The sequence below is a fragment of the Alkalispirillum mobile genome, assembly GCF_003664325.1.
In the GTDB taxonomy this organism is placed as follows: domain Bacteria; phylum Pseudomonadota; class Gammaproteobacteria; order Nitrococcales; family Halorhodospiraceae; genus Alkalilimnicola; species Alkalilimnicola mobilis.
Genome location: NZ_RCDA01000001.1, coordinates 1392042 through 1410530 on the forward strand (window position 1 = coordinate 1392042; position 18489 = coordinate 1410530).

Sequence of the window (18489 nt, forward strand, 5' to 3'; positions counted from 1 at the left end):
GCGAGAACTCCCCTTCCTTAGATACTATCCTTGATTGTGTCGCGTCCCCGGCCGCCGAGCGGCAGGCAACGCAGCGCTTATACCGCCTGCCCCAGATGCCGCCGGATCGCATCCAGCAATTCGCCCCGGGTAAACGGTTTGGTGAGGTACTGCTCGGAACCGACAATGCGCCCCCGCGCCCGGTCGAACAGGCTATCCTTGCTGGAGAGCATGATGACCGGTGTGTTGCGGAAAGCGGCGTTGTTCTTGATCAGGGCGCAGGTCTGGTAGCCGTCCAGGCGGGGCATCATGATGTCGATGAAGATGATATCCGGCCGGTGATCGGCGATCTTGGCCAGGGCCTCGAACCCGTCCGTGGCCGTGATGACCTCGCAGCCCTCTTTTTTCAGGAGCGTCTCGGCCGTGCGCCGGATGGTCTTGCTGTCGTCAATGACCATCACCTTGAGGCCCGTTACTCCCTGTGCTGGCGCTTCGCTATCCACCCGCTCCCCCGTGATGACATGGCAGAAATCGTTGCGTCACGACCCGGGTCACGAAAATTGGGTCGCAAGAAAATCCCTGTCGACGTATTTACCATAGGTCTCCAGCCCAATACTACCTTGTGTCAGGGTGGGTACTCCCGTACACCGCCGGCCACACGCGGTATCATGCGCGAGTCGGAACACTTTGAAAATGGCACCGCCACTAGCGCGAGGGAGCCTGCATGAGCGTAAGACTGGGCGTGGTCATGGACCCCATCCACGCGATCAAACCCTGGAAAGACACCACCCTGGCCCTGTTGCTGGAGGCCAGTCGCCGCGGCTGGGCACTGCACTACCTGGAAACCGGCGACCTGGCCCTCCGCGACGGCCAGCCCCTGGGGCGCAGCCGCCCGCTGACCGTCCGCGACGACAACGCAGACTGGTTCGACCTCGGGGAGGCGGACTGGGCCCCGCTGTCGGAGCTGGACGCGGTGCTGATGCGCAGCGACCCGCCGGTGGACACCGAGTACGTCTACGCCACCCACGTGCTGGAGCTGGCGGAGCTCCAAGGCGTGCAGGTGGTCAACCGCCCGCAGGCCCTGCGGGACTGCAACGAGAAGCTGTTTACCGCCCAGTTCCCGCAGTGCTGCGCGCCCACGCTGGTCAGCGCCGATGCGCACCAACTGCGCGCCTTCATCGCCGAACACGGGCATACGGTACTCAAGCCGCTGGACGCCATGGGCGGCGCCTCGATTTTCGTGGTGCGCGCCGGCGACCCGAACACCAGCGTCATCCTGGAGACCCTGACCCGGCAGGGCAGCATCCAGATCATGGCCCAGCGCTACTTGCCGGAGATCAAGTCGGGCGACAAGCGCATCCTTATGATTGGCGGTGAACCACTGCCGTGGGCACTGGCACGTATTCCGGCCGAGGGCGAGACCCGGGGCAACCTGGCGGCCGGCGGCAAGGGCGTGGGGGTCGACCTGACTGACCGGGACCGCTGGATCTGCGAGCAGGTGGCCCCGGAGTTGCGCCGCCGCGGGCTGGATTTCGTGGGCCTGGACGTGATCGGTGATTACCTCACGGAGATCAACGTGACCAGCCCCACCTGCGTGCGCGAGCTGGATGAGATCTACGACACCCGCATTGCCGCGCGCCTGATGGATGTCATCGAAAGCCGCCTATGACATTGACCCCGCCGATGCGCTCGCTGGCCCTGCTGCTCGCCCTGCTCCTGCTGACTGCCTGCAGCAGCGAGGAGCCGCAACACCGGGAGCGTTTTTACGCCATGGGCACGCTGGTCGAGGTGAGCATCCTGGGCCAGCCGGAGCGCACGGCCAGCGAGGCGGCCGACCGCGTCCGTCGCCTGCTGGAGGACTACCAGGCGCGCTGGCATCCGGCCGGCGACGGCGAACTCGGGCGCATCAACCGGGCGCTGGCCGCCGGGGAGTCCGGCCCGCCCGCCAGTGACGAATTGCTCGATTTGCTGGCCGAGGGCCGGGAGCTGGAATCGCTCACCGGCGGGCTGTTCAGCCCCGCCATCGGCAAGCTGATCCGGCTCTGGGGGTTCGAGGGCGACGGCAGCGAGGGCCGCGTCCCCGAGGAGACGACCCTCGAGGACTGGCTGGCGGACCGCCCCACCCTCGCCGCCCTGCGCCAGGAAGACGGCCGCCTGGCCAGTGACAACCGCCAGTTACAGCTCAACCTCGGCGGGTACGCCAAGGGCCATAGCATCGGCAAGGCCATTGAGCACCTGCGGGAACAGGGCATCAGCCGCGCCGTGGTCAATGTCGGCGGCGACCTGGTCACCCTGGGCCAGCCGCGGGACCGCCGCTGGCGGATCGGCATCCGCCACCCCCACCAGGAGGGCATCATCGCCTCCCTGGAGATCGGCAGCGGGACGGCGGTGTTTACCTCCGGTGATTACGAGCGGGACTTCGAGCACGAAGGTGAGCGCTACCACCACATCCTCGACCCCCGGACAGGGCGCCCGGCGCAGGGCCTCAGTGCCGCCACCGTGGTCCACGACGACCCGGTCCGGGCCGACGCCGCCAGCACGGCCCTCATGCTGGCCGGCCCGGAGGACTGGCCGGCGATGGCACGGCGACTGGGCGTCACCCGGGTCATGCTGGTCGAGCCGGACGGTCGCATCCACCTCACCGACTCCATGGCGGCGCTACTGCAGGTGGAGCAGGACCCGGAGGCCGGCGTACAGCGCTGGCCAGACCCGTGACCTGGACCGACCGGCTGCTGCTGATAACTGCCGTGGCCGGGGTTGCCGCCCTCTACCCCTGGCTGTGGGGCGAGCGGGGCGGCGAGGCGGAGGCCGTGCGGATCTGGGCCGGCGAGGAGGAGTATGCCCGGTACCCGCTCGATCAGCCGCGACGGGTGGAGGTGCCCGGCCCGCTGGGCACCACGGTGGTCGAGATCGCTGAGGGCGGCGCCCGCGTGATCGCCGACCCGGGCCCGCGCCAGATCTGCGTGCGTGCCGGCCGGCTCGACACCCCGGGCGACCAGGCGCTCTGCCTGCCCAACCGGGTCACGGTAGAGATCATCGGCGCCGACCCGCGCTACGACAGCATTCACTATTAACATGGCCGCACCCCGCTACCGCCCCCTGCAAAGCGACCGCGACGACCTGCGCATCGCCACCCTGGCCGCGCTGGCGCTGGCGATCCACGTGGCGGAAGCCGCGCTGCCCAGCCCGCTCCCGGGCGTCAAACCGGGCCTGGCCAACATCATCACCGTCACCGCCTGCTGGCTGTACGGCTGGCGGGTGGCCGCCTGGATCACGGTGCTGCGGATCGTTGCGGGCGGCATCCTGGTGGGCACCCTGCTCTCACCCACCTTCTTCCTGAGCCTGGCCGGCGGTCTGGGGGCGCTGGGCGGGCTGGCCCTGGCCCGCGCCCTGCCCGGCACCGGCCCGGTGGGGTACAGCCTGCTGGCCGCCCTGGCTCACATGGGCGCCCAGTTCACCGCGGCCTGGTGGCTGTTCATCCCCCACCCGGGGCTCTGGCTACTGTTACCCCCTTTGATGACCGCGGCCATCGTGTTCGGTGTGCTCAACGGTATAATGGCCCAAGCAATGATCCGCGAACTTGGAAGCCAACCGGCCCGGGACGGCCACGAGGCAACATGAGTCCACCGCCAGCGCAATCCCAAAGCCCGGAGCCTCCTGCCTTCCGGCTCCCGGCCTGGACCGGGACCGACCACGGGCGCCTGCTCGCGGCGGTGGTGCTGGCAACTTTGCTGCACGTTGCCGTGATCTTCGGCCTCGGTTTCTCCCTGCCGGAACCGGAGCGCAGCGAACAGGCGCCGCTGATCGACGTGACCCTCAGCCGGTTCGACATGGACGAACCTGAGACCTACGACTTCCTGGCGGAGACCGACCAGGAGGGGGGTGGCGAGGCCGAGGCGCCTGAACCCTTCGTCCCCGAGGAGCCCGCGCCCCAGGAGACCCCGGAGACCACACCCCCGGAACCGGAACCGGAGCCGGACACCCCGGCCGAATCCCCCTCACCGGAGCCGGAACTGCTGGCCGAACAGGCCGAGCGGACCGTGCCGGAAACCGACGACGCCGAACGGGAGCCGGAGCCAAGCCAGACCCTGGACCTGGCCGCGGGGCGGCGCGCCGCGCTGAGCGAGCCGACTCCGGACGAAGCCAACCCCCAGGCGCAAGGCCCCACCCGGGCCTTCATCAGCTCCAGCACCCGCAGCCACTCGGCCGCCGAGTACATGCGCCAGTGGGTGGCCAAGGTGGAGGACGTGGGCAACCGCAACTACCCCAACGAGGCGCGTCGACGGGGGCTCTCCGGACGGTTGGTGCTGCAGGTCACCCTGGAGCCGGACGGCCAGGTGGCGGACGTGCGCATCCTGACCCCGTCGCGCCACCGGCTGCTGGATGAGGCGGCGGTGCGCATCGTCCAGATGGCCGCCCCCTATGCCCGGGTACCGGAAGAGGTCCTGCAGGGCAATGACCAGCTGGTCATCACGCGCACCTGGGAGTTTCTCGGAGATGACCTCTCGGCGCGTTGAGCCGGCCTTTGCGACCTTGTCCCCCGGACACGGGACAGGGATACTAAGCGCATGAGCGAGACGAACGACAATGAGGTCTGGCTGACCAATCAATTCGCGATTGCGATGCCCAGCCTGGCGGACCCGAACTTCACCCACGCCGTGATCTACATCTGTGAGCACGGCCCGGAGGGCGCCATGGGGCTGGTGATTAACCACCCCTCCGACCTCAAGTTGCGGGACCTGTTCGAACACATGGACATCGAACCCGGCCCCGAGGCGCCGCTGGACACCCCGGTCTTCATGGGCGGGCCGGTCCAGCGCGAGCGCGGCTTCGTGTTGCATCCCGCCGGGGGCGACTGGGAGGGATCCGCGCAGGTCTCCCCCGAGATCAGCATCACCACCTCGCGGGATATCATTACCGCCCTGGCGCACAACCGCGGCCCGAGCCGCTTCCTGATGGCCCTCGGATACGCCGGCTGGGGCGCCGGCCAGCTCGAGGAGGAGATGGCCGGCAACGCCTGGCTCACCGTCCCCGCCGATACCGGCATCCTGTTCGACGCCCCGGTGCAGGAGCGCTGGCAGGCCGCGGCGGCGCAACTGGGGGTGGACATCAACTGCCTGTCCGGGCAAAGCGGGCATGCCTGAGCCGGTCACCGGCACCTGGCTGGCTTTTGACCACGGCGGCCGGCGCATCGGGGTCGCGGTGGGCGAGGCCCTCACCGGCACCGGCCGCGCGCTGTGCACCCTCGCCGCCCGCGACGGACAGCCGGACTGGGAAAGGGTCGCCCGGCTGCTCGACGAATGGCGCCCCGCAGGACTGGTGGTCGGCCTGCCCCTGCACGCCGACGGCAGTGACTCCCACAGCACCCGCGCCGCGCGGAAGTTCGCCCAACGCCTGCATGGCCGGCACGGGCTGCGCGTCGAGCTGGTGGACGAACGGCTCTCCTCCCACGAGGCAGAGGCACGCCTCGCGGAACGGGGCGGCCGCGGCGCCCGTCAGCCGGGCGCGCTGGACAGCGAAGCGGCACGGGTCATCCTGGAAACCTGGTTCAACCAACAGGGGTGCATATGAACACACCCGAAGTCACGCCCTTGATCCAGCAGGTCCGGCAAGACCTCACCCGGTTGCTGGCGGATCGCGACATCCCGCTGAACGAAGTGGGACTGGTGGGCATCCATACCGGCGGCGCCTGGGTTGCCGAGGCCCTGCACCAGAGCCTCGAGACGGAAATCCCTCTGGGTACGCTGGATATCGCTTTCTACCGCGATGACTTCAGCCAGGCCGGCATGAACCCGCAGGTGCGGCCCTCCAACCTGCCCTTTGACGTGGACGACCGCGTCATCGTGCTGGTGGATGACGTGCTGCACACCGGGCGCACGGTGCGCGCCGCGCTGAACGAGATCTTCGACTACGGCCGCCCCGCCGCGGTGTTGCTGGTCGTGCTGGTGGACCGAGGCGGGCGCGAACTGCCCTTCGCCGCTGACGTGGCCGGCACCCGGCTGAGCCTGCCGTCGCACCGGCGGATCAAACTGCGTGGCCCGGAACCCCTGCACTTCATCATTCAGGACACGGCATGAACGTACAGCTGGACAACCAGGGTCGGTTGCGCCACTTCCTGACCACCGAGGGCCTGCCCCGCCCCCTGCTGGAGCAAATCCTGGACACCGCCGAGAGCTTCACCGGGGTGATCGGCAAATCGGTCAAGAAGGTCCCGCTGCTCCGCGGGCGCACGGTCATCAACCTGTTCTTCGAGCCCAGCACCCGCACCCGTACCACCTTCGAGTTGGCGGCCACCCGGCTGTCGGCGGACGTGCTCAACATCAACGTGGCCGTCTCGTCCCAGTCCAAGGGCGAGAGCCTGCTGGACATGCTGCGCAACCTGGAGGCCATGCAGTGTGATGCCTTCGTGGTGCGTCACGCGGACAGCGGCACGGCGGAGTTCATCGCCCGCCACGCCCAGCCTGGCATCAGCGTACTCAACGCCGGCGACGGCCGCCACGCCCACCCCACCCAGGCCATGCTGGACATGTTCACCATCCGCCAGCACAAGGGCAGCTTCGAGCCGCTGCGGGTGGCAATCGTCGGCGACATCCTGCACTCCCGGGTGGCCCGCTCACAAATTCACGCCCTGAACGGCCTGGGCGCCGGCGAGGTGCGGGTGATCGCACCGCGCACCCTGCTGCCGCGGGACGTGGAGACACTGGGCGTGCGGGTCTTCCACGACATGCAGTCCGGCCTGCGCGACGTGGATGTGGTGATGATGCTGCGCCTGCAGCGCGAACGCATGACCGGCGCGCTGCTGCCCAGCGAGGGGGAGTATTTCCGGCTCTACGGGCTCACCGAGGAGAAACTGGCCGTGGCCCACCCGGAGGCGATCATCATGCACCCGGGCCCGATCAACCGCGGCGTGGAGATGAACTCGGCGGTGGCGGACGGCCCGCGCTCGGTCATCCTGCAACAGGTCACTAACGGGGTCGCCGTGCGCATGGCACTGATGTCGATGCTGCTCGGCCGCCCCGGCAGCGGGGAGGATGCATGACGGCTTGGAGTATCACCGGCGCCCGGGTCGTGGACCCGGCCAGCGGCCGCGATGAGGTCCTGGATCTGCATATCGCCGACGGCTGCATTGCCGCCCTGGGCAAGCCCCCCGTCGATTTCCAGCCGGAGCGGATCTATGCCGCCGACGGACTGGTGGCCTGCCCGGGGCTTATCGACCTGGCCGCGCGCACCCGCGAACCCGGCCAGACCCGCAAGGCCAATATCGCCAGCGAGGCCCGCGCCGCCGCCGCGGGGGGCATCACCACGCTGATCTGCCCGCCGGACACGACGCCGGTCACCGACACTCCGTCCGTGGTGGAGCTGATCCGCAACCGCTCGCACGCTGCCCGGGGCGCACGGGTTCTGCCCCTGGGCGCCCTGACCCGCGGCCTGACCGGGGAACAGCTCAGCGAGATGGTGGCCCTGCACGAGGCCGGCTGCCCGGGACTGTCCGACGGCGGCCACCCGGTCACCGACAGCCTGGTCCTGCGCCGCGCACTGGAATACGCCGCCACCTTCAACCTCCCGGTACACCTCACGCCGGAAGAGCCGGTGCTGGCCGATGGCCTGGCTCACGAGGGGCAACTGGCCACCCGCATGGGTTTGCCCGGCGTGCCGGTGGCCGCCGAAACAGCGGCCCTGGGCCGCATGCTGGCATTGGCCGAGGAGATCGGCGCCCGGGTCCACTTTGGCCGGCTCTCCAGCCGCCGCGGCCTGGAACAGGTGATTGCCGCGAAACGCGGCGGGCAGCCGGTGAGCGCGGACGCGGCCATCCACCAGCTGTTCCTCACCGAAATGGACATCTACGGCTACCAGAGCCAGGCGCACGTGCGGCCGCCGCTGCGCAGCACCGGCGATCGCGACGCCCTGCGCCGGGCGCTGACCGCCGGCGACCTGAGCGTGATCTGCTCGGACCACCGCCCTCACGAGCCGGATGCCAAGAACTGTCCCTTCGCCGAGAGCGAGCCCGGCATCTCGGGACTGGACAGCCTGCTGGCCCTGATCCTGCGGCTGGCCGACGAACTGAACCTGCCGCTGACCCGCGCCCTGGCACCGGTCACCATCGGCCCGGCCCGGGCGCTGGACCTGCCGGCGGGCCAGCTGACCGAGGGCGCCCCCGCGGACATCTGCCTGTTCGATCCGGACGCGGTCTGGTGGTTCGGCCCCGACGCCATGCACAGCCGCGGCGAAAACAGCCCCTTCACCGGCTGGGAGTTCACCGGCCGAACCCACACCACCGTGGTGGACGGGCAACTGGTGTATGACCAGGGACGCTGAAGCGCGCTATCAGGGCCGGGTGCTGAGCGTTGCCGGGCTGCCCGACGGCCAGCTGCTGATCCGGCTGGCCGTGCCCGAACTGGCCCGTGCCGCCCCCGGGCACTACGTGCACCTGCACCTGCCCCAGGGCTCGCACCCGCTCTGGCTGGTGGAGGCCAGCCCCGAGGGGGGCTGGCTGGCCGGCCTGCTGGACGCCCGGGCATTACCGGAGGGGTACGCACCGCCCCCCGGGCAGAGCGTTGGCTGTAGCGGGCTTCAGGGGGAGGGTTTCGGTGAACTTCCTGGCGAACGGCTGGTGATCCTGGGCCAGGATCAGGGCGTGGCGGCGGCGCTGTTTCTGGCCCAGCGGCTGGGCAAGGCACGCGCACGGCTGGTGCTGCTCGGCACCGGGGCGGAGCGACTGCCCTTCCGGCCGCGGCCCTCACGGTTCGTTATCCCGGGGATGCCGCCCGGGACCATTGCCGGCAACGGCATCATGGAGCAAAACGGCATCGCCAGTCGGCTGGCCATTAGCGGCGCGGAACAACCGGGCTGCCACCACGGGGACCTGCCCGAACTGCTCACCGCCTGGTGGCACACGGTGCCCGCGTGGGACCGCCACGACTGGGCGGTGGCCGCCGCCGGCCCCTGGCACTGGCTGGAGGGACTGCGGCATCACGTCCCGGAGAGCCTGCCGCTGGCCGATTGCCGCCTGCCCTGACCCGGGGCCACGCCTAGCGCAGCCGCGCCCCCCGGGTTGGGCTGGTCCTCCTCCTCGTCCACCAGTGACAGCCCCTCGGTGTTCTTGTCCAGGGCCTGCTGGGGCTCCTCCCCGCTCTCGTGCAGCTTGGCCATCAACCGCACCTCGTTGGCGGAGTCGGCGTGGCGCAGCGCCTCTTCGTAGGTGATCTTGCCGTTCCGGTACAGCTCGTAGAGGTGCTGGTCAAACGTGCGCATGCCCTGCTCGTTGGACCGCTTCATGATGTCCTTGAGCTCGTGCACGTCGCCGTTGCGGATCTTGTCCTGCACCAGGGGGGTGCCGAGCAGAATCTCCACGGCCGGCATCCGCCCCTGGCCGTCCACTGTGGGGATCAACTGCTGCGCGATAACCGCTTTCAAGTTCAAGGACAGGTCCATGTACAACTGCTTGAGCCGGTCGGAGGGGAAGAAGTTGACGATCCGGTCCATGGCCTGGTTGGCGTTGTTCGCGTGCAGCGTGGCCAGGCAGAGGTGGCCGGTCTCGGCGAAAGCGATGGCGTAGTCCATCGTCTCCTTGGAGCGGATTTCACCGATCAGGATCACGTCCGGCGCCTGGCGCAGGGTATTGCGCAGCGCCACATCGAACGACTCGGTGTCCACCCCCACCTCGCGCTGGGTCACGATGCACTTGTTGTGCTGGTGGACGAACTCGATCGGGTCCTCGATGGTGATGATGTGGCCGGACGCGTTCTGGTTGCGGTAACCGATCATCGACGCCAGCAAGGTGGACTTACCCGTCCCGGTGCCGCCGACTAAGATGATCAGTCCGCGCTTGGTCATGGACAGCTGCTCGATGATCTTCGGCAGCTTGAGCTGCTCCACGGAGGGGATCTTGGTCTCGATCCGGCGCAGCACCATGCCGCAGGTGGAGCGCTGATAGAAGGCGCTGACACGGAACCGCCCCAGGCCGGTGGCGGAGATGGCGAAGTTGCACTCGTGGAACTGTTCGAACTCCTCCCGCTGCGCCGGGGTCATGATGGAGTGCACCACCTGCTGCGCCTGCTCCGGCTTCAGCGGCGTCTTGGAGACCGGCATGATCTGACCAGACACCTTCATGCAGGGCGGCACCCCGGTCGTGATGAACAGGTCCGACCCCCCCTTCTTGACCATCAGTTCCAGCAGGGCGTTGAAATCCATGGACTACCTCTGATTGACAAAACCTTGCCGGCCGCCCGGTGGCAACCGGGGCATGGGACCGCTTAGCTGAACAGGTCGCGGTTGACGGCCTTGGGCCGGGCATCCTGCTTGGTGACCAGCCCCTTGGCCACCAGCTCCTGCAGGCACTGGTCCAGGGTCTGCATGCCAAGACTGTGGCCGGTCTGGATGGCGGAGTACATCTGCGCCACCTTGTCCTCGCGGATCAGGTTACGGATGGCCGGGGACCCGAGCATGATCTCGTGGGCGGCGATACGCCCGCCGCCGATCTTCTTCAACAGGGCCTGGGAGATGACCGCGCGCAGCGACTCGGAGAGCATGGAGCGCACCATCGACTTCTCGGCGGCGGGGAAGACGTCGATGATCCGGTCGATGGTCTTGGCCGCGGAACTGGTGTGCAGGGTGCCGAACACCAGGTGGCCGGTCTCCGCGGCGGTGAGCGCCAGGCGGATGGTCTCCAGGTCGCGCATCTCCCCGACGAGGATGATGTCGGGGTCTTCACGCAGGGCCGAGCGCAGCGCCTCGTTGAACCCCAGGGTATCCCGGTGCACCTCGCGCTGGTTGACCAGGCACTTATGCGACTCGTGGACGAACTCGATGGGGTCCTCGATGGTGAGGATGTGCCCGTGCTCCTTCTTGTTCACGTAGTCCACCATGGCCGCCAGGGTGGTGGACTTGCCCGAGCCGGTGGGCCCGGTGACCAGTACCAGCCCACGCGGGTTGTCGGCGATGTCCTTGAAGACCTCCGGCGCCCCCAGGTCATCCAGGGTGAGCACCTCCGAGGGGATGGTCCGGAACACCGCGGCGGCACCGCGGTTCTGGTTGAACACGTTGACACGAAAGCGCGCCAGGCCGGGGATCTCGAACGAGAAGTCGGTCTCCAGGAACTCCTCGTAATCCTTGCGCTGCTTGTCGTTCATGATGTCGTAAATCATCGAATGAACCTGCTTGTGTTCCATCTCTGGCAGGTTGATTCGACGCACATCGCCGTCCACGCGTATCATTGGCGGCAAACCGGCGGCGATATGCAGGTCCGAGGCGTTGTTCTTGACGGCGAAGGCGAGAAGGTCTGCAATATCCATGATTGTTCTAGGCCCTTTCCTGAAGGCTGGCCGATTCCGCCCCGCACCGAGGCGGCTCCCCAACGGCTCCGGACCGTGCCGAAGCGACTTCCTATGGTCGGCATGAAGTGAGGCGCGGCGGCCTGTTCGACCCGGCACGACCGGGCGGCCGCCTCATACGTCCGCTAAGTTACAGCCATACAGGGAACCCGGCAACCGCATGGACATACCCCAGAATTTGCAACGGGTGCAGGCCCGCCTGCGCAGCGCCGAACAGCGCTACGGGCGGGCACCGGGCAGTGTGCAACTGCTTGCCGTCAGCAAGACGCAGCCCGTCGAGGCCCTGCGCGCGGCGCTCGAAGCCGGCCAGCGCGCCTTCGGCGAGAACTACCTGCAGGAAGCGCTGGACAAGCAGCAGGCACTGGCCGGGCAGGGCGCCGAGTGGCACTTCATCGGCGCGCTGCAATCCAACAAGACCCGGGACGTTGCCGCGCACTTCGACTGGTGCCACACCGTGGACCGGCTCAAGATTGCCCGGCGGCTGTCCCAGCAGCGCCCGGACGACAAGCCCCCGCTTAACATCTGTATCCAGGTCAACGTCAGCGGCGAGGCCAGCAAGGCCGGGGTGGCGCCCGCCGAGACGGCGGAACTGGCCACCCAGATCGCCGAATTGCCGGGCCTGCGTCTGCGCGGGCTGATGGCCCTGCCCGCGCCGGCGGAGGGCTTTTCCGCCCAGCGCCGGCCGCTGGCGGCGCTGCGGGAACTGCAACAGACACTGGTGAGTTCCGGGCTCGCATTGGATACGCTATCCATGGGCATGAGTGGCGACCTGGAGGCCGCGGTGGCCGAGGGCTCGACCATCGTGCGGGTCGGCACCGCCATCTTTGGCCCGCGCCGGGCCGCCCAGGCACAAGGCTAGGGAGCGAACAATATGACGATGAAAACCCTCTGCTTCATCGGTGGTGGCAACATGGCCCGATCACTGATCGGTGGCCTGCTGACCGATGGCTACGACCCGCAGGCCATTCGCGTGGCAGAACCGGACGCCGGCAAGCGCGAGGACCTGGCCAACCGCTTCGGTGTGCGCGTCCACGAAGACAACCTGGAGGCCGCCGCGAACGCCCAGGCGGTGATCCTCGCGGTGAAGCCGCAGGTGATCCGGCCCGTCTGCGAACAGCTGGCCGGCGCAGAAGCCGGCAAGGGGCGGGTCTATATATCCATTGCCGCCGGGGTGCGCGAACCCGACCTCACCCGCTGGCTCGGGGGCAGCGCCGCCGTGGTCCGGACCATGCCCAACACCCCCTCGCTGGTGGGCACCGGGGCGACCGCGCTCTACGCCAACCCCCAGGTCAGCGAGCCACAGCGGGAACTGGCGGAATCGCTCATGCGCGCCGTGGGCCTGGTGGTCTGGCTGGATGACGAGACGCAGATGGACACCGTGACCGCGGTCTCCGGCAGCGGGCCGGCCTACTTTTTCCTGCTTATGGAGGCCATCGAAGAGGCCGCCCGCGAACAGGGGCTGCCCGCCGAGACCGCCCGCCTGCTCACCATCGAGACCGCGCTGGGTGCCGCCAAGATGGCTCTGGAAAGCGATGAGTCGCCCGGTCAGCTGCGCCAGCGGGTCACTTCGCCGGGCGGCACCACGGAGCATGCGCTGCATCTACTGGAGGACGGCGAGTACCGCACATTGATGGCACGGGCGGTCAAGGCCGCGGCGCAACGGGCCCGGGAACTGGGCCAGATGCTGGGAGAACAGTAAATGGACGGCTATCTTGCCAACCCGGTCACGTTCCTGCTGGAAACGCTGATAACGCTTTACATCCTGGCGGTGATGGTGCGCTTCCTGCTGCAGTGGGCGCGGGCCGACTTTTTCAACCCCATTTCTCAGGCGGTGGTTAAAGTCACCCAGCCGACACTGAGCCCGCTGCGCCGGGTCATTCCCGGCTACCGTGGGCTGGACCTGGCGGCAGTGGTGCTGATGATCGCCCTGCAGACGCTGTCGCTCTATCTCACCTACCTGATCGGCGGCAGCTACGTGCTGCCGGTGGGGTACGCCCTGATGAGCGCGGTCATCCAGGTGCTGAGCCTGCTGTTCACCCTGTACACCGTGATCATCATCATCCAGGTGATCATGAGCTGGGTGAACCCGCACAGCCACCACCCGGGCGTGGCCATCCTGCACAGCCTGTCCGAGCCGGTGCTGAGCCCCATCCGGCGCATGCTGCCGGACCTGGGCGGGCTGGACCTCTCGCCACTGGTGGCGCTGCTCGGCATCCAGGTGCTGCGCATGCTGATCTTCCCGCCGCTGCATGCCCTGGTGCCCCCGCTCACCGGCTGAGCCGGGGCACCAGTTGTCCCCTCCCCCCGGCCGCTTTAGACTCGGAACACTCTCTTAAATAACAGAACAAGCTGCGGGAGCCGATGCCTAAGCACCTGCCCGCCGACTCCGTCGGCATTGTGGAGCAACACAGCCTGCATTTTGACGAGCCGCTGCCGCTGGACTGTGGCCGCTCGCTGCCGGCGTATGAGCTGGTCTACGAGACCTATGGCGAGTTGAATGCCGATCGCAGCAACGCGATCCTGATCTGCCATGCCCTCTCGGGGAGCCACCACGCCGCCGGGTACCACAGCGAGGAGGACCGCAAGCCGGGCTGGTGGGACGCCTGCGTGGGGCCGGGCAAACCCATCGACACCAACCGCTTCTTCGTGGTCTGCTGCAACAATCTGGGGGGCTGCCACGGCAGCACCGGGCCCAGCAGCATCAACCCGGAGACCCACCGCCCCTACGGGCCGGACTTCCCGCTGGTCACGGTGCGCGACTGGGTGAACAGTCAGGCGCGGCTGTCCGACGCCCTCGGCATAGAGCGGTGGGCCGCCGTGGTGGGTGGCAGCCTGGGGGGTATGCAGGCCATACAATGGGCCATGGACTACCCGGACCGGCTCGGTCACGTGGTGGCCATCGCCGCCGCACCGCGCCTTTCGGCCCAGAACATCGGTTTCAACGAGGTGGCCCGGCAGGCCATTCTCACCGACCCGGAGTTCCACGGCGGGCGTTACTACGAACACAACACCGTGCCCCGGCGCGGCCTGGCCCTGGCCCGCATGCTCGGCCACATCACCTACCTGTCCGATGACGCCATGCGCGACAAGTTCGGCCGCGACCTGCGCGCCGACGGCGGCCGGTACAAGTTCAACTTCGACGTGGAGTTCGAGGTGGAGAGCTACCTGCGCTACCAGGGTCGCTCCTTTGTCGACCGCTTCGACGCCAACACCTACCTGCTGATGACCAAGGTGCTGGACTATTTCGACCCCGCGGCCGAGTACGGCCACGACCTGTCGGCGGCGCTGGCCCACGTCCGGGCCCGCTTCCTGCTGATGTCCTTCAGCAGTGACTGGCGCTTCCCGCCGGAACGCTCGCGGGAGATCGTCCGGGCGCTGGAGGACAACCAGAAGCAGCTCAGCTACCTGGAGGTGGAGACCACCCAGGGGCACGACGCCTTTCTGATGCCGATCCCCGTCTACACCGAGGCCTTCAGGGCCTACATGCAGGGCATCGCCCGGGAGGTGGGGGCATGAGTGCACTGAGACCCGATCTGGCCATCATCAGCGAGTGGATCGCACCGGGCAGCCGCATCCTCGACCTGGGTTGCGGCGACGGCACGCTCCTCGCCCACCTGCATGCCGAACGGCAGGTCACCGGGTACGGGCTGGAGATCAAGCCGAAGCGGATCGTCTCTTGTCTGGAAAAGGGCGTGAACGTCATCCAGGCGGACCTGGACAAGGGCCTGTCGGACTTCAAGGACCAGGCCTTCGATTACGTCCTGATGAGCCAGACCCTGCAGGCGGTTCACTACCCGGACGAACTCCTGCAGGAAATGCTGCGGGTGGGCCGCGAGGGGATCGTCACCTTCCCGAACTTCGGCAACTGGCGCATGCGCCTCTACCTGGGGTTCAACGGCCGCATGCCCATGAGCCGCACCCTGCCGCACACCTGGTACAACACCCCCAACATCCACCTGTGCACGGTGCGCGACTTCGAGGCCCTGTGCGCCGAGCGTGGCATCGACATCCTGGAGCGGCACGTCACCGACCAGTCCATGCGGGACAACCTCCTGATGCGACGGCTCCCCAACCTGTTCGGGGATGTGGCACTGTACCGGATAAGAAAAGCGGGCCAATAAGGAGGTGGATGTGGCCACACCCCTGCGACCGCCGGTACCCGAGTACATCCAGTATGGTCAGCGGGTGCTCACCACCCGCCGCTCCGACTACCAGCACATCGTCATCGCCGAGGACGAGCGCCTCGGCCGAGTGCTCTATCTGGACGACGATTTGCAGATCGCCGAGGCCGACCAGCCCTACAATCGGGCCATGGTGGAGCCACTCGACCGGCACGGCTGCCTCGGCCGGGTGCTGATCCTCGGCGGCGGCGATGGCGGTGTACTGCGTGAGGCCATTGCCGGCGGCGCCGACGAGGCCATCCTGGTGGACATCGATCAGGCGGTAATCGAGCTCTGCCGGCAGTACCTGCCCCGGCTCTGCGGCGATGCCTTCGAGGCGCCGCAGGCACGGGTGGTAGTAGACGATGCTTTGACCTGGCTGCACCGGGAAGACGTCTACGACGGCATCATCTACGATCTGACCATGGAGCCGTTCAGCAACGCCCAGGGCCGAACCGAGTTCATCGACCAGACCCTGGCCCTGGCCGGGCAGCGGCTGCGCCCGGGCGGTACGTTTACCATGCAGTGCTGCGGCAGCAACGAGCCGGCGCTGCGCGAGGAGATCCGCCAGGGGCTGGAGCAACGCTTCGAGTCCTGGGAAGACAAAACGGTCTCCATACCGTCCTATGACGTGGACTGGGTCTTTGCCTGGGCCCGGCACCCGCGTCAACGGACCTGACGGTCGCAGGAGGAGAGGCATGACGACCTGGCTGATCACCCACCCCGCCTGCCTGGAGCATGACACCGGCGCGGGGCACCCGGAGAGCATTCAACGGCTGCAGACCATCCTTAACGCACTGCAGTCCTCCACCTTCGAGTTCATGATCCGGGAGTCGGCCCCGCGGGCCGAGATAGAACAGCTCACCCGGGTGCACGATGCCGACTACGTGCGCGACATCCTGGCCCGCATCCCCGATCAGGGGCAGTCCTTCATCGACAACGACACCGTGGTCTGCCCGGCCACCGGCGAGGCGGCACTGCGCGCCGCCGGGGCGGTCTGCCACGCGGTGGACGCGGTGGTCGGGGGCCAGGCGCAGAAGGCCTTCTGCGCCGTGCGCCCACCTGGGCACCACGCCGAGCCGGACCAGGCAATGGGCTTTTGTTTCTTCAACAATATCGCCGTGGGGGCCGCCCAGGCCATCGCGGTGCACGGCCTGGAGCGGGTAGCGATCATGGACTTCGATGTCCACCACGGGAACGGCACCCAATCGATCGCCGAACGGCATCCGCAGATGCTCTACCTGTCGACCCACCAGGCGCCGCTGTTCCCGGGCACCGGTGATCCATCCGAGACCGGCCAGGGCAATATCTGCAACGCCACGCTGGAGGATGGCGACGGCTCCGACGCGTTCCGCTACCAGTTCGAGGAGCGCATCCTGCCCGCCCTGCACCGCTTCAAACCGCAGTTGGTGATGATCTCCGCCGGTTTTGACGCCCACCGCTCCGACCCGCTGGCCACGCTTCGGCTGGATGAGACCGATTTTGCCTGGGCCACGCGGGAGCTGGTGGCCATTGCCCGCAAGTACTGCGACGGCAAGGTGGTCTCTGCCCTGGAGGGCGGTTACAGCCTGAATGCCGTGGGACGTTGCGCCAGCGCCCACGTGGAAGCACTGATGATGTAATCCCGGGGCATTGCAACGCCCCGCCCCGGGCTGTTATGCACATGGCTGTTCTGGGCCGGCACCTGCCGCCCGGCGCCCGGAGGGCCAACCGAAACTGCCTCGTAACTTATTGATTTCAAGAGGCACGGCGGGCTTGGTGCATTTTCCACCAATCCAATGGCCGGCACGCCCTGATGCCCACTTGGGGGGTGTTTCCCCGAACAATCCACAAAGTTATCCACAGAATCCGTGGATAACCCACAGGACTACGGCCACCGGCGCGTACCGGCCCCGCCTCAGGGCTTGTGGGGGGCCGCCAGGTAGTCGTGGGACTGCATCTCCTGCAGGCGACTCACCGTACGTTCAAAGGCGAAGGCCAGGCGCTCGCCCTGGTAAAGCCGTTCCGGTGGCGCCTCCGCGGAGATGATCAGGTTGACGCCGCGGTCGTAGAATTCGTCCACCAGACTGATGAAGCGCCGGGCTTGGTCATCCCGGTACTGGTTGAACACCGGCACGCCGGAGATGATCACCGTGTGGAAGGTACGGGCCAGTTCGATGTAATCGGCCTGGCTCCGGGGGCCGTCGCACACGGCCCGGAAATCGAACCACACCACCCCGTCCGCCATCCGCCGGGTGGGGATCAGCCGCCCCTCCACTTCCAGCGATTCACCGGCGGTGCCGGGCTCCGGGATCACGTGCTCGAAGTCATCGGTGAGCACATCGTCCGCCTGCTCGTCGAGCGGCCAGTGGTAGATCTCGGCCCGTTCCAGGAAGCGTAGGCGGTAATCCACCCCACCATCCACGTTCAACTCCCGGGTGTAGCGCTTGATCAGGTCGATCGCCGGCAGGAAACGGGCACGCTGCAGGCCGTCCTTGTAGAGGTCATCCGGCGGGATGTTGGAGGTGGCCACCAGGCTGACGCCCCGCTCGAATAACGCCTGCAAGAGCCCACCAAGAATCATGGCGTCAGCGATATCGCTGACGAAAAACTCATCAAAGCAGATCACCCGGGCTCGACTGGCGAAGCGGTCGGCTACCCGCTCCAGCGGGTCCTGCTCATCGCGCAGCGCCTTGAGGTCATCGTGTACGGCGTGCATGAAGCGGTGGAAGTGCATCCGCTGCTTGTCCTGGAAGGGCAGCGCCTCGAAAAAGCTGTCCACCAGGTAGGTCTTGCCACGGCCTACGCCCCCCCAGAGGTAGAGCCCGGTGACCGGTTCCACCGGCTCGGGCTTGTCCCGCTTGAGGCGTTTGAGCAACCGCTTAACACCGCGGGCCTGCGGTTTCGGCTCGGGCCGGGGCGGTGCCGCCAATAGCGCCTCGTACAGGGCGTGCAGTGCTTCCACGGCGTCAGCCTGGGCGGCATCCGGGCTGATCAGTCCCTGCTCCAGATCGTGCTGGTAACGTTCGCGGGGCGTCATG

22 protein-coding genes are annotated in these 18489 nt (G+C 67.7%); 18 read left to right on the forward strand and 4 right to left on the reverse strand.

Going from position 1 to position 18489, the window contains the following annotated elements; all coding sequences use genetic code 11:
- Positions 1–77 precede the first annotated feature (77 nt).
- Positions 78–437 carry a response regulator gene (locus DFR31_RS06585; protein WP_121441808.1) on the reverse strand — a complete coding sequence of 120 codons (360 nt, stop codon included), beginning with the start codon at positions 435–437 and terminating at the stop codon, positions 78–80.
- A gap of 266 nt (positions 438–703) precedes the next feature.
- Between DFR31_RS06585 and gshB the strand changes: the two genes are divergently transcribed.
- The 11 genes from gshB to DFR31_RS06640 are packed head-to-tail and all read left to right on the forward strand — an operon-like array spanning position 704 to position 8995.
- Positions 704–1648: a glutathione synthase gene (gene gshB, locus DFR31_RS06590; protein WP_121441809.1), complete on the forward strand. Its 945-nt coding sequence runs from the start codon at positions 704–706 to the stop codon at positions 1646–1648.
- Complete coding sequence (locus tag DFR31_RS06595) at positions 1645–2694, forward strand: FAD:protein FMN transferase (RefSeq protein ID WP_121441810.1); 1050 nt, start codon at positions 1645–1647, stop codon at positions 2692–2694. Before gshB ends, DFR31_RS06595 begins: the two co-directional genes overlap by 4 nt.
- Positions 2691–3053 carry a NusG domain II-containing protein gene (locus DFR31_RS06600; RefSeq protein WP_170153615.1) on the forward strand — a complete coding sequence of 121 codons (363 nt, stop codon included), beginning with the start codon at positions 2691–2693 and terminating at the stop codon, positions 3051–3053. Before DFR31_RS06595 ends, DFR31_RS06600 begins: the two co-directional genes overlap by 4 nt.
- A gap of 1 nt (position 3054) precedes the next feature.
- Positions 3055–3600 carry a Gx transporter family protein gene (locus tag DFR31_RS06605; protein WP_121441812.1) on the forward strand — a complete coding sequence of 182 codons (546 nt, stop codon included), beginning with the start codon at positions 3055–3057 and terminating at the stop codon, positions 3598–3600.
- The gene (locus DFR31_RS06610; RefSeq protein WP_147436950.1) at positions 3597–4496 is read left to right on the forward strand and encodes an energy transducer TonB; all 900 of its coding nucleotides are present in this window, start codon (positions 3597–3599) and stop codon (positions 4494–4496) included. The genes DFR31_RS06605 and DFR31_RS06610 overlap by 4 nt, the downstream gene beginning before the upstream one ends.
- A gap of 51 nt (positions 4497–4547) precedes the next feature.
- The gene (locus tag DFR31_RS06615) at positions 4548–5123 is read left to right on the forward strand and encodes a YqgE/AlgH family protein (protein ID WP_121441814.1); all 576 of its coding nucleotides are present in this window, start codon (positions 4548–4550) and stop codon (positions 5121–5123) included.
- A complete protein-coding gene (gene ruvX / locus DFR31_RS06620; protein ID WP_121441815.1) occupies positions 5116–5550 on the forward strand; it encodes a Holliday junction resolvase RuvX in 435 nt (144 codons plus the stop codon). Before DFR31_RS06615 ends, ruvX begins: the two co-directional genes overlap by 8 nt.
- The gene (gene pyrR, locus DFR31_RS06625; RefSeq protein ID WP_121441816.1) at positions 5547–6056 is read left to right on the forward strand and encodes a bifunctional pyr operon transcriptional regulator/uracil phosphoribosyltransferase PyrR; all 510 of its coding nucleotides are present in this window, start codon (positions 5547–5549) and stop codon (positions 6054–6056) included. The genes ruvX and pyrR overlap by 4 nt, the downstream gene beginning before the upstream one ends.
- The gene (locus tag DFR31_RS06630) at positions 6053–7018 is read left to right on the forward strand and encodes an aspartate carbamoyltransferase catalytic subunit (RefSeq protein WP_121441817.1); all 966 of its coding nucleotides are present in this window, start codon (positions 6053–6055) and stop codon (positions 7016–7018) included. The genes pyrR and DFR31_RS06630 overlap by 4 nt, the downstream gene beginning before the upstream one ends.
- Complete coding sequence (locus DFR31_RS06635; RefSeq protein WP_121441818.1) at positions 7015–8295, forward strand: dihydroorotase; 1281 nt, start codon at positions 7015–7017, stop codon at positions 8293–8295. The genes DFR31_RS06630 and DFR31_RS06635 overlap by 4 nt, the downstream gene beginning before the upstream one ends.
- A complete protein-coding gene (locus tag DFR31_RS06640) occupies positions 8279–8995 on the forward strand; it encodes a ferredoxin reductase domain-containing protein (protein WP_121441819.1) in 717 nt (238 codons plus the stop codon). Before DFR31_RS06635 ends, DFR31_RS06640 begins: the two co-directional genes overlap by 17 nt.
- Here DFR31_RS06640 and DFR31_RS06645 read toward each other — a convergent pair.
- Both DFR31_RS06645 and DFR31_RS06650 read right to left on the reverse strand, forming a co-directional pair.
- A complete protein-coding gene (locus DFR31_RS06645) occupies positions 8950–10170 on the reverse strand; it encodes a PilT/PilU family type 4a pilus ATPase (RefSeq protein ID WP_281273346.1) in 1221 nt (406 codons plus the stop codon). The genes DFR31_RS06640 and DFR31_RS06645 overlap by 46 nt on opposite strands.
- 62 nt (positions 10171–10232) lie before the next feature.
- On the reverse strand, positions 10233–11270 hold the full coding sequence (locus DFR31_RS06650; protein ID WP_121441820.1) for a type IV pilus twitching motility protein PilT: 1038 nt from the start codon (positions 11268–11270) through the stop codon (positions 10233–10235).
- A gap of 199 nt (positions 11271–11469) precedes the next feature.
- Here DFR31_RS06650 and DFR31_RS06655 point away from each other — a divergent pair, with 199 nt between their 5' ends.
- The 7 genes from DFR31_RS06655 (at position 11470) to DFR31_RS06685 (ending at position 17091) form a co-directional block, all read left to right on the forward strand.
- The gene (locus tag DFR31_RS06655) at positions 11470–12168 is read left to right on the forward strand and encodes a YggS family pyridoxal phosphate-dependent enzyme (RefSeq protein ID WP_121441821.1); all 699 of its coding nucleotides are present in this window, start codon (positions 11470–11472) and stop codon (positions 12166–12168) included.
- 12 nt (positions 12169–12180) lie between these two features.
- Positions 12181–13008, forward strand: coding sequence for a pyrroline-5-carboxylate reductase (gene proC / locus DFR31_RS06660; RefSeq protein WP_121441822.1), 828 nt, complete (start codon positions 12181–12183; stop codon positions 13006–13008).
- Positions 13009–13587 (forward strand): YggT family protein, encoded by a 579-nt coding sequence (locus DFR31_RS06665; protein ID WP_121441823.1) that lies wholly within the window; start codon positions 13009–13011, stop codon positions 13585–13587. It begins immediately after the preceding gene.
- Positions 13588–13670: 83 nt separating this feature from the next.
- Positions 13671–14825 (forward strand): homoserine O-succinyltransferase MetX, encoded by a 1155-nt coding sequence (metX, locus tag DFR31_RS06670; RefSeq protein WP_121441824.1) that lies wholly within the window; start codon positions 13671–13673, stop codon positions 14823–14825.
- Positions 14822–15430, forward strand: coding sequence for a methionine biosynthesis protein MetW (metW, locus tag DFR31_RS06675; RefSeq protein WP_121441825.1), 609 nt, complete (start codon positions 14822–14824; stop codon positions 15428–15430). The genes metX and metW overlap by 4 nt, the downstream gene beginning before the upstream one ends.
- Before the next feature lie 10 nt (positions 15431–15440).
- Positions 15441–16148: a spermine/spermidine synthase domain-containing protein gene (locus DFR31_RS06680; protein WP_121441826.1), complete on the forward strand. Its 708-nt coding sequence runs from the start codon at positions 15441–15443 to the stop codon at positions 16146–16148.
- 19 nt (positions 16149–16167) lie between these two features.
- Positions 16168–17091: a histone deacetylase family protein gene (locus DFR31_RS06685; protein ID WP_121441827.1), complete on the forward strand. Its 924-nt coding sequence runs from the start codon at positions 16168–16170 to the stop codon at positions 17089–17091.
- Between the two features lie 275 nt (positions 17092–17366).
- Here the strand turns inward: DFR31_RS06685 and zapE are convergent, their stop codons facing one another.
- Positions 17367–18488, reverse strand: a complete 1122-nt coding sequence (gene zapE, locus DFR31_RS06690; protein WP_121441828.1) for a cell division protein ZapE — start codon at positions 18486–18488, stop codon at positions 17367–17369.
- Between the last annotated feature and the right edge of the window lies 1 nt (position 18489).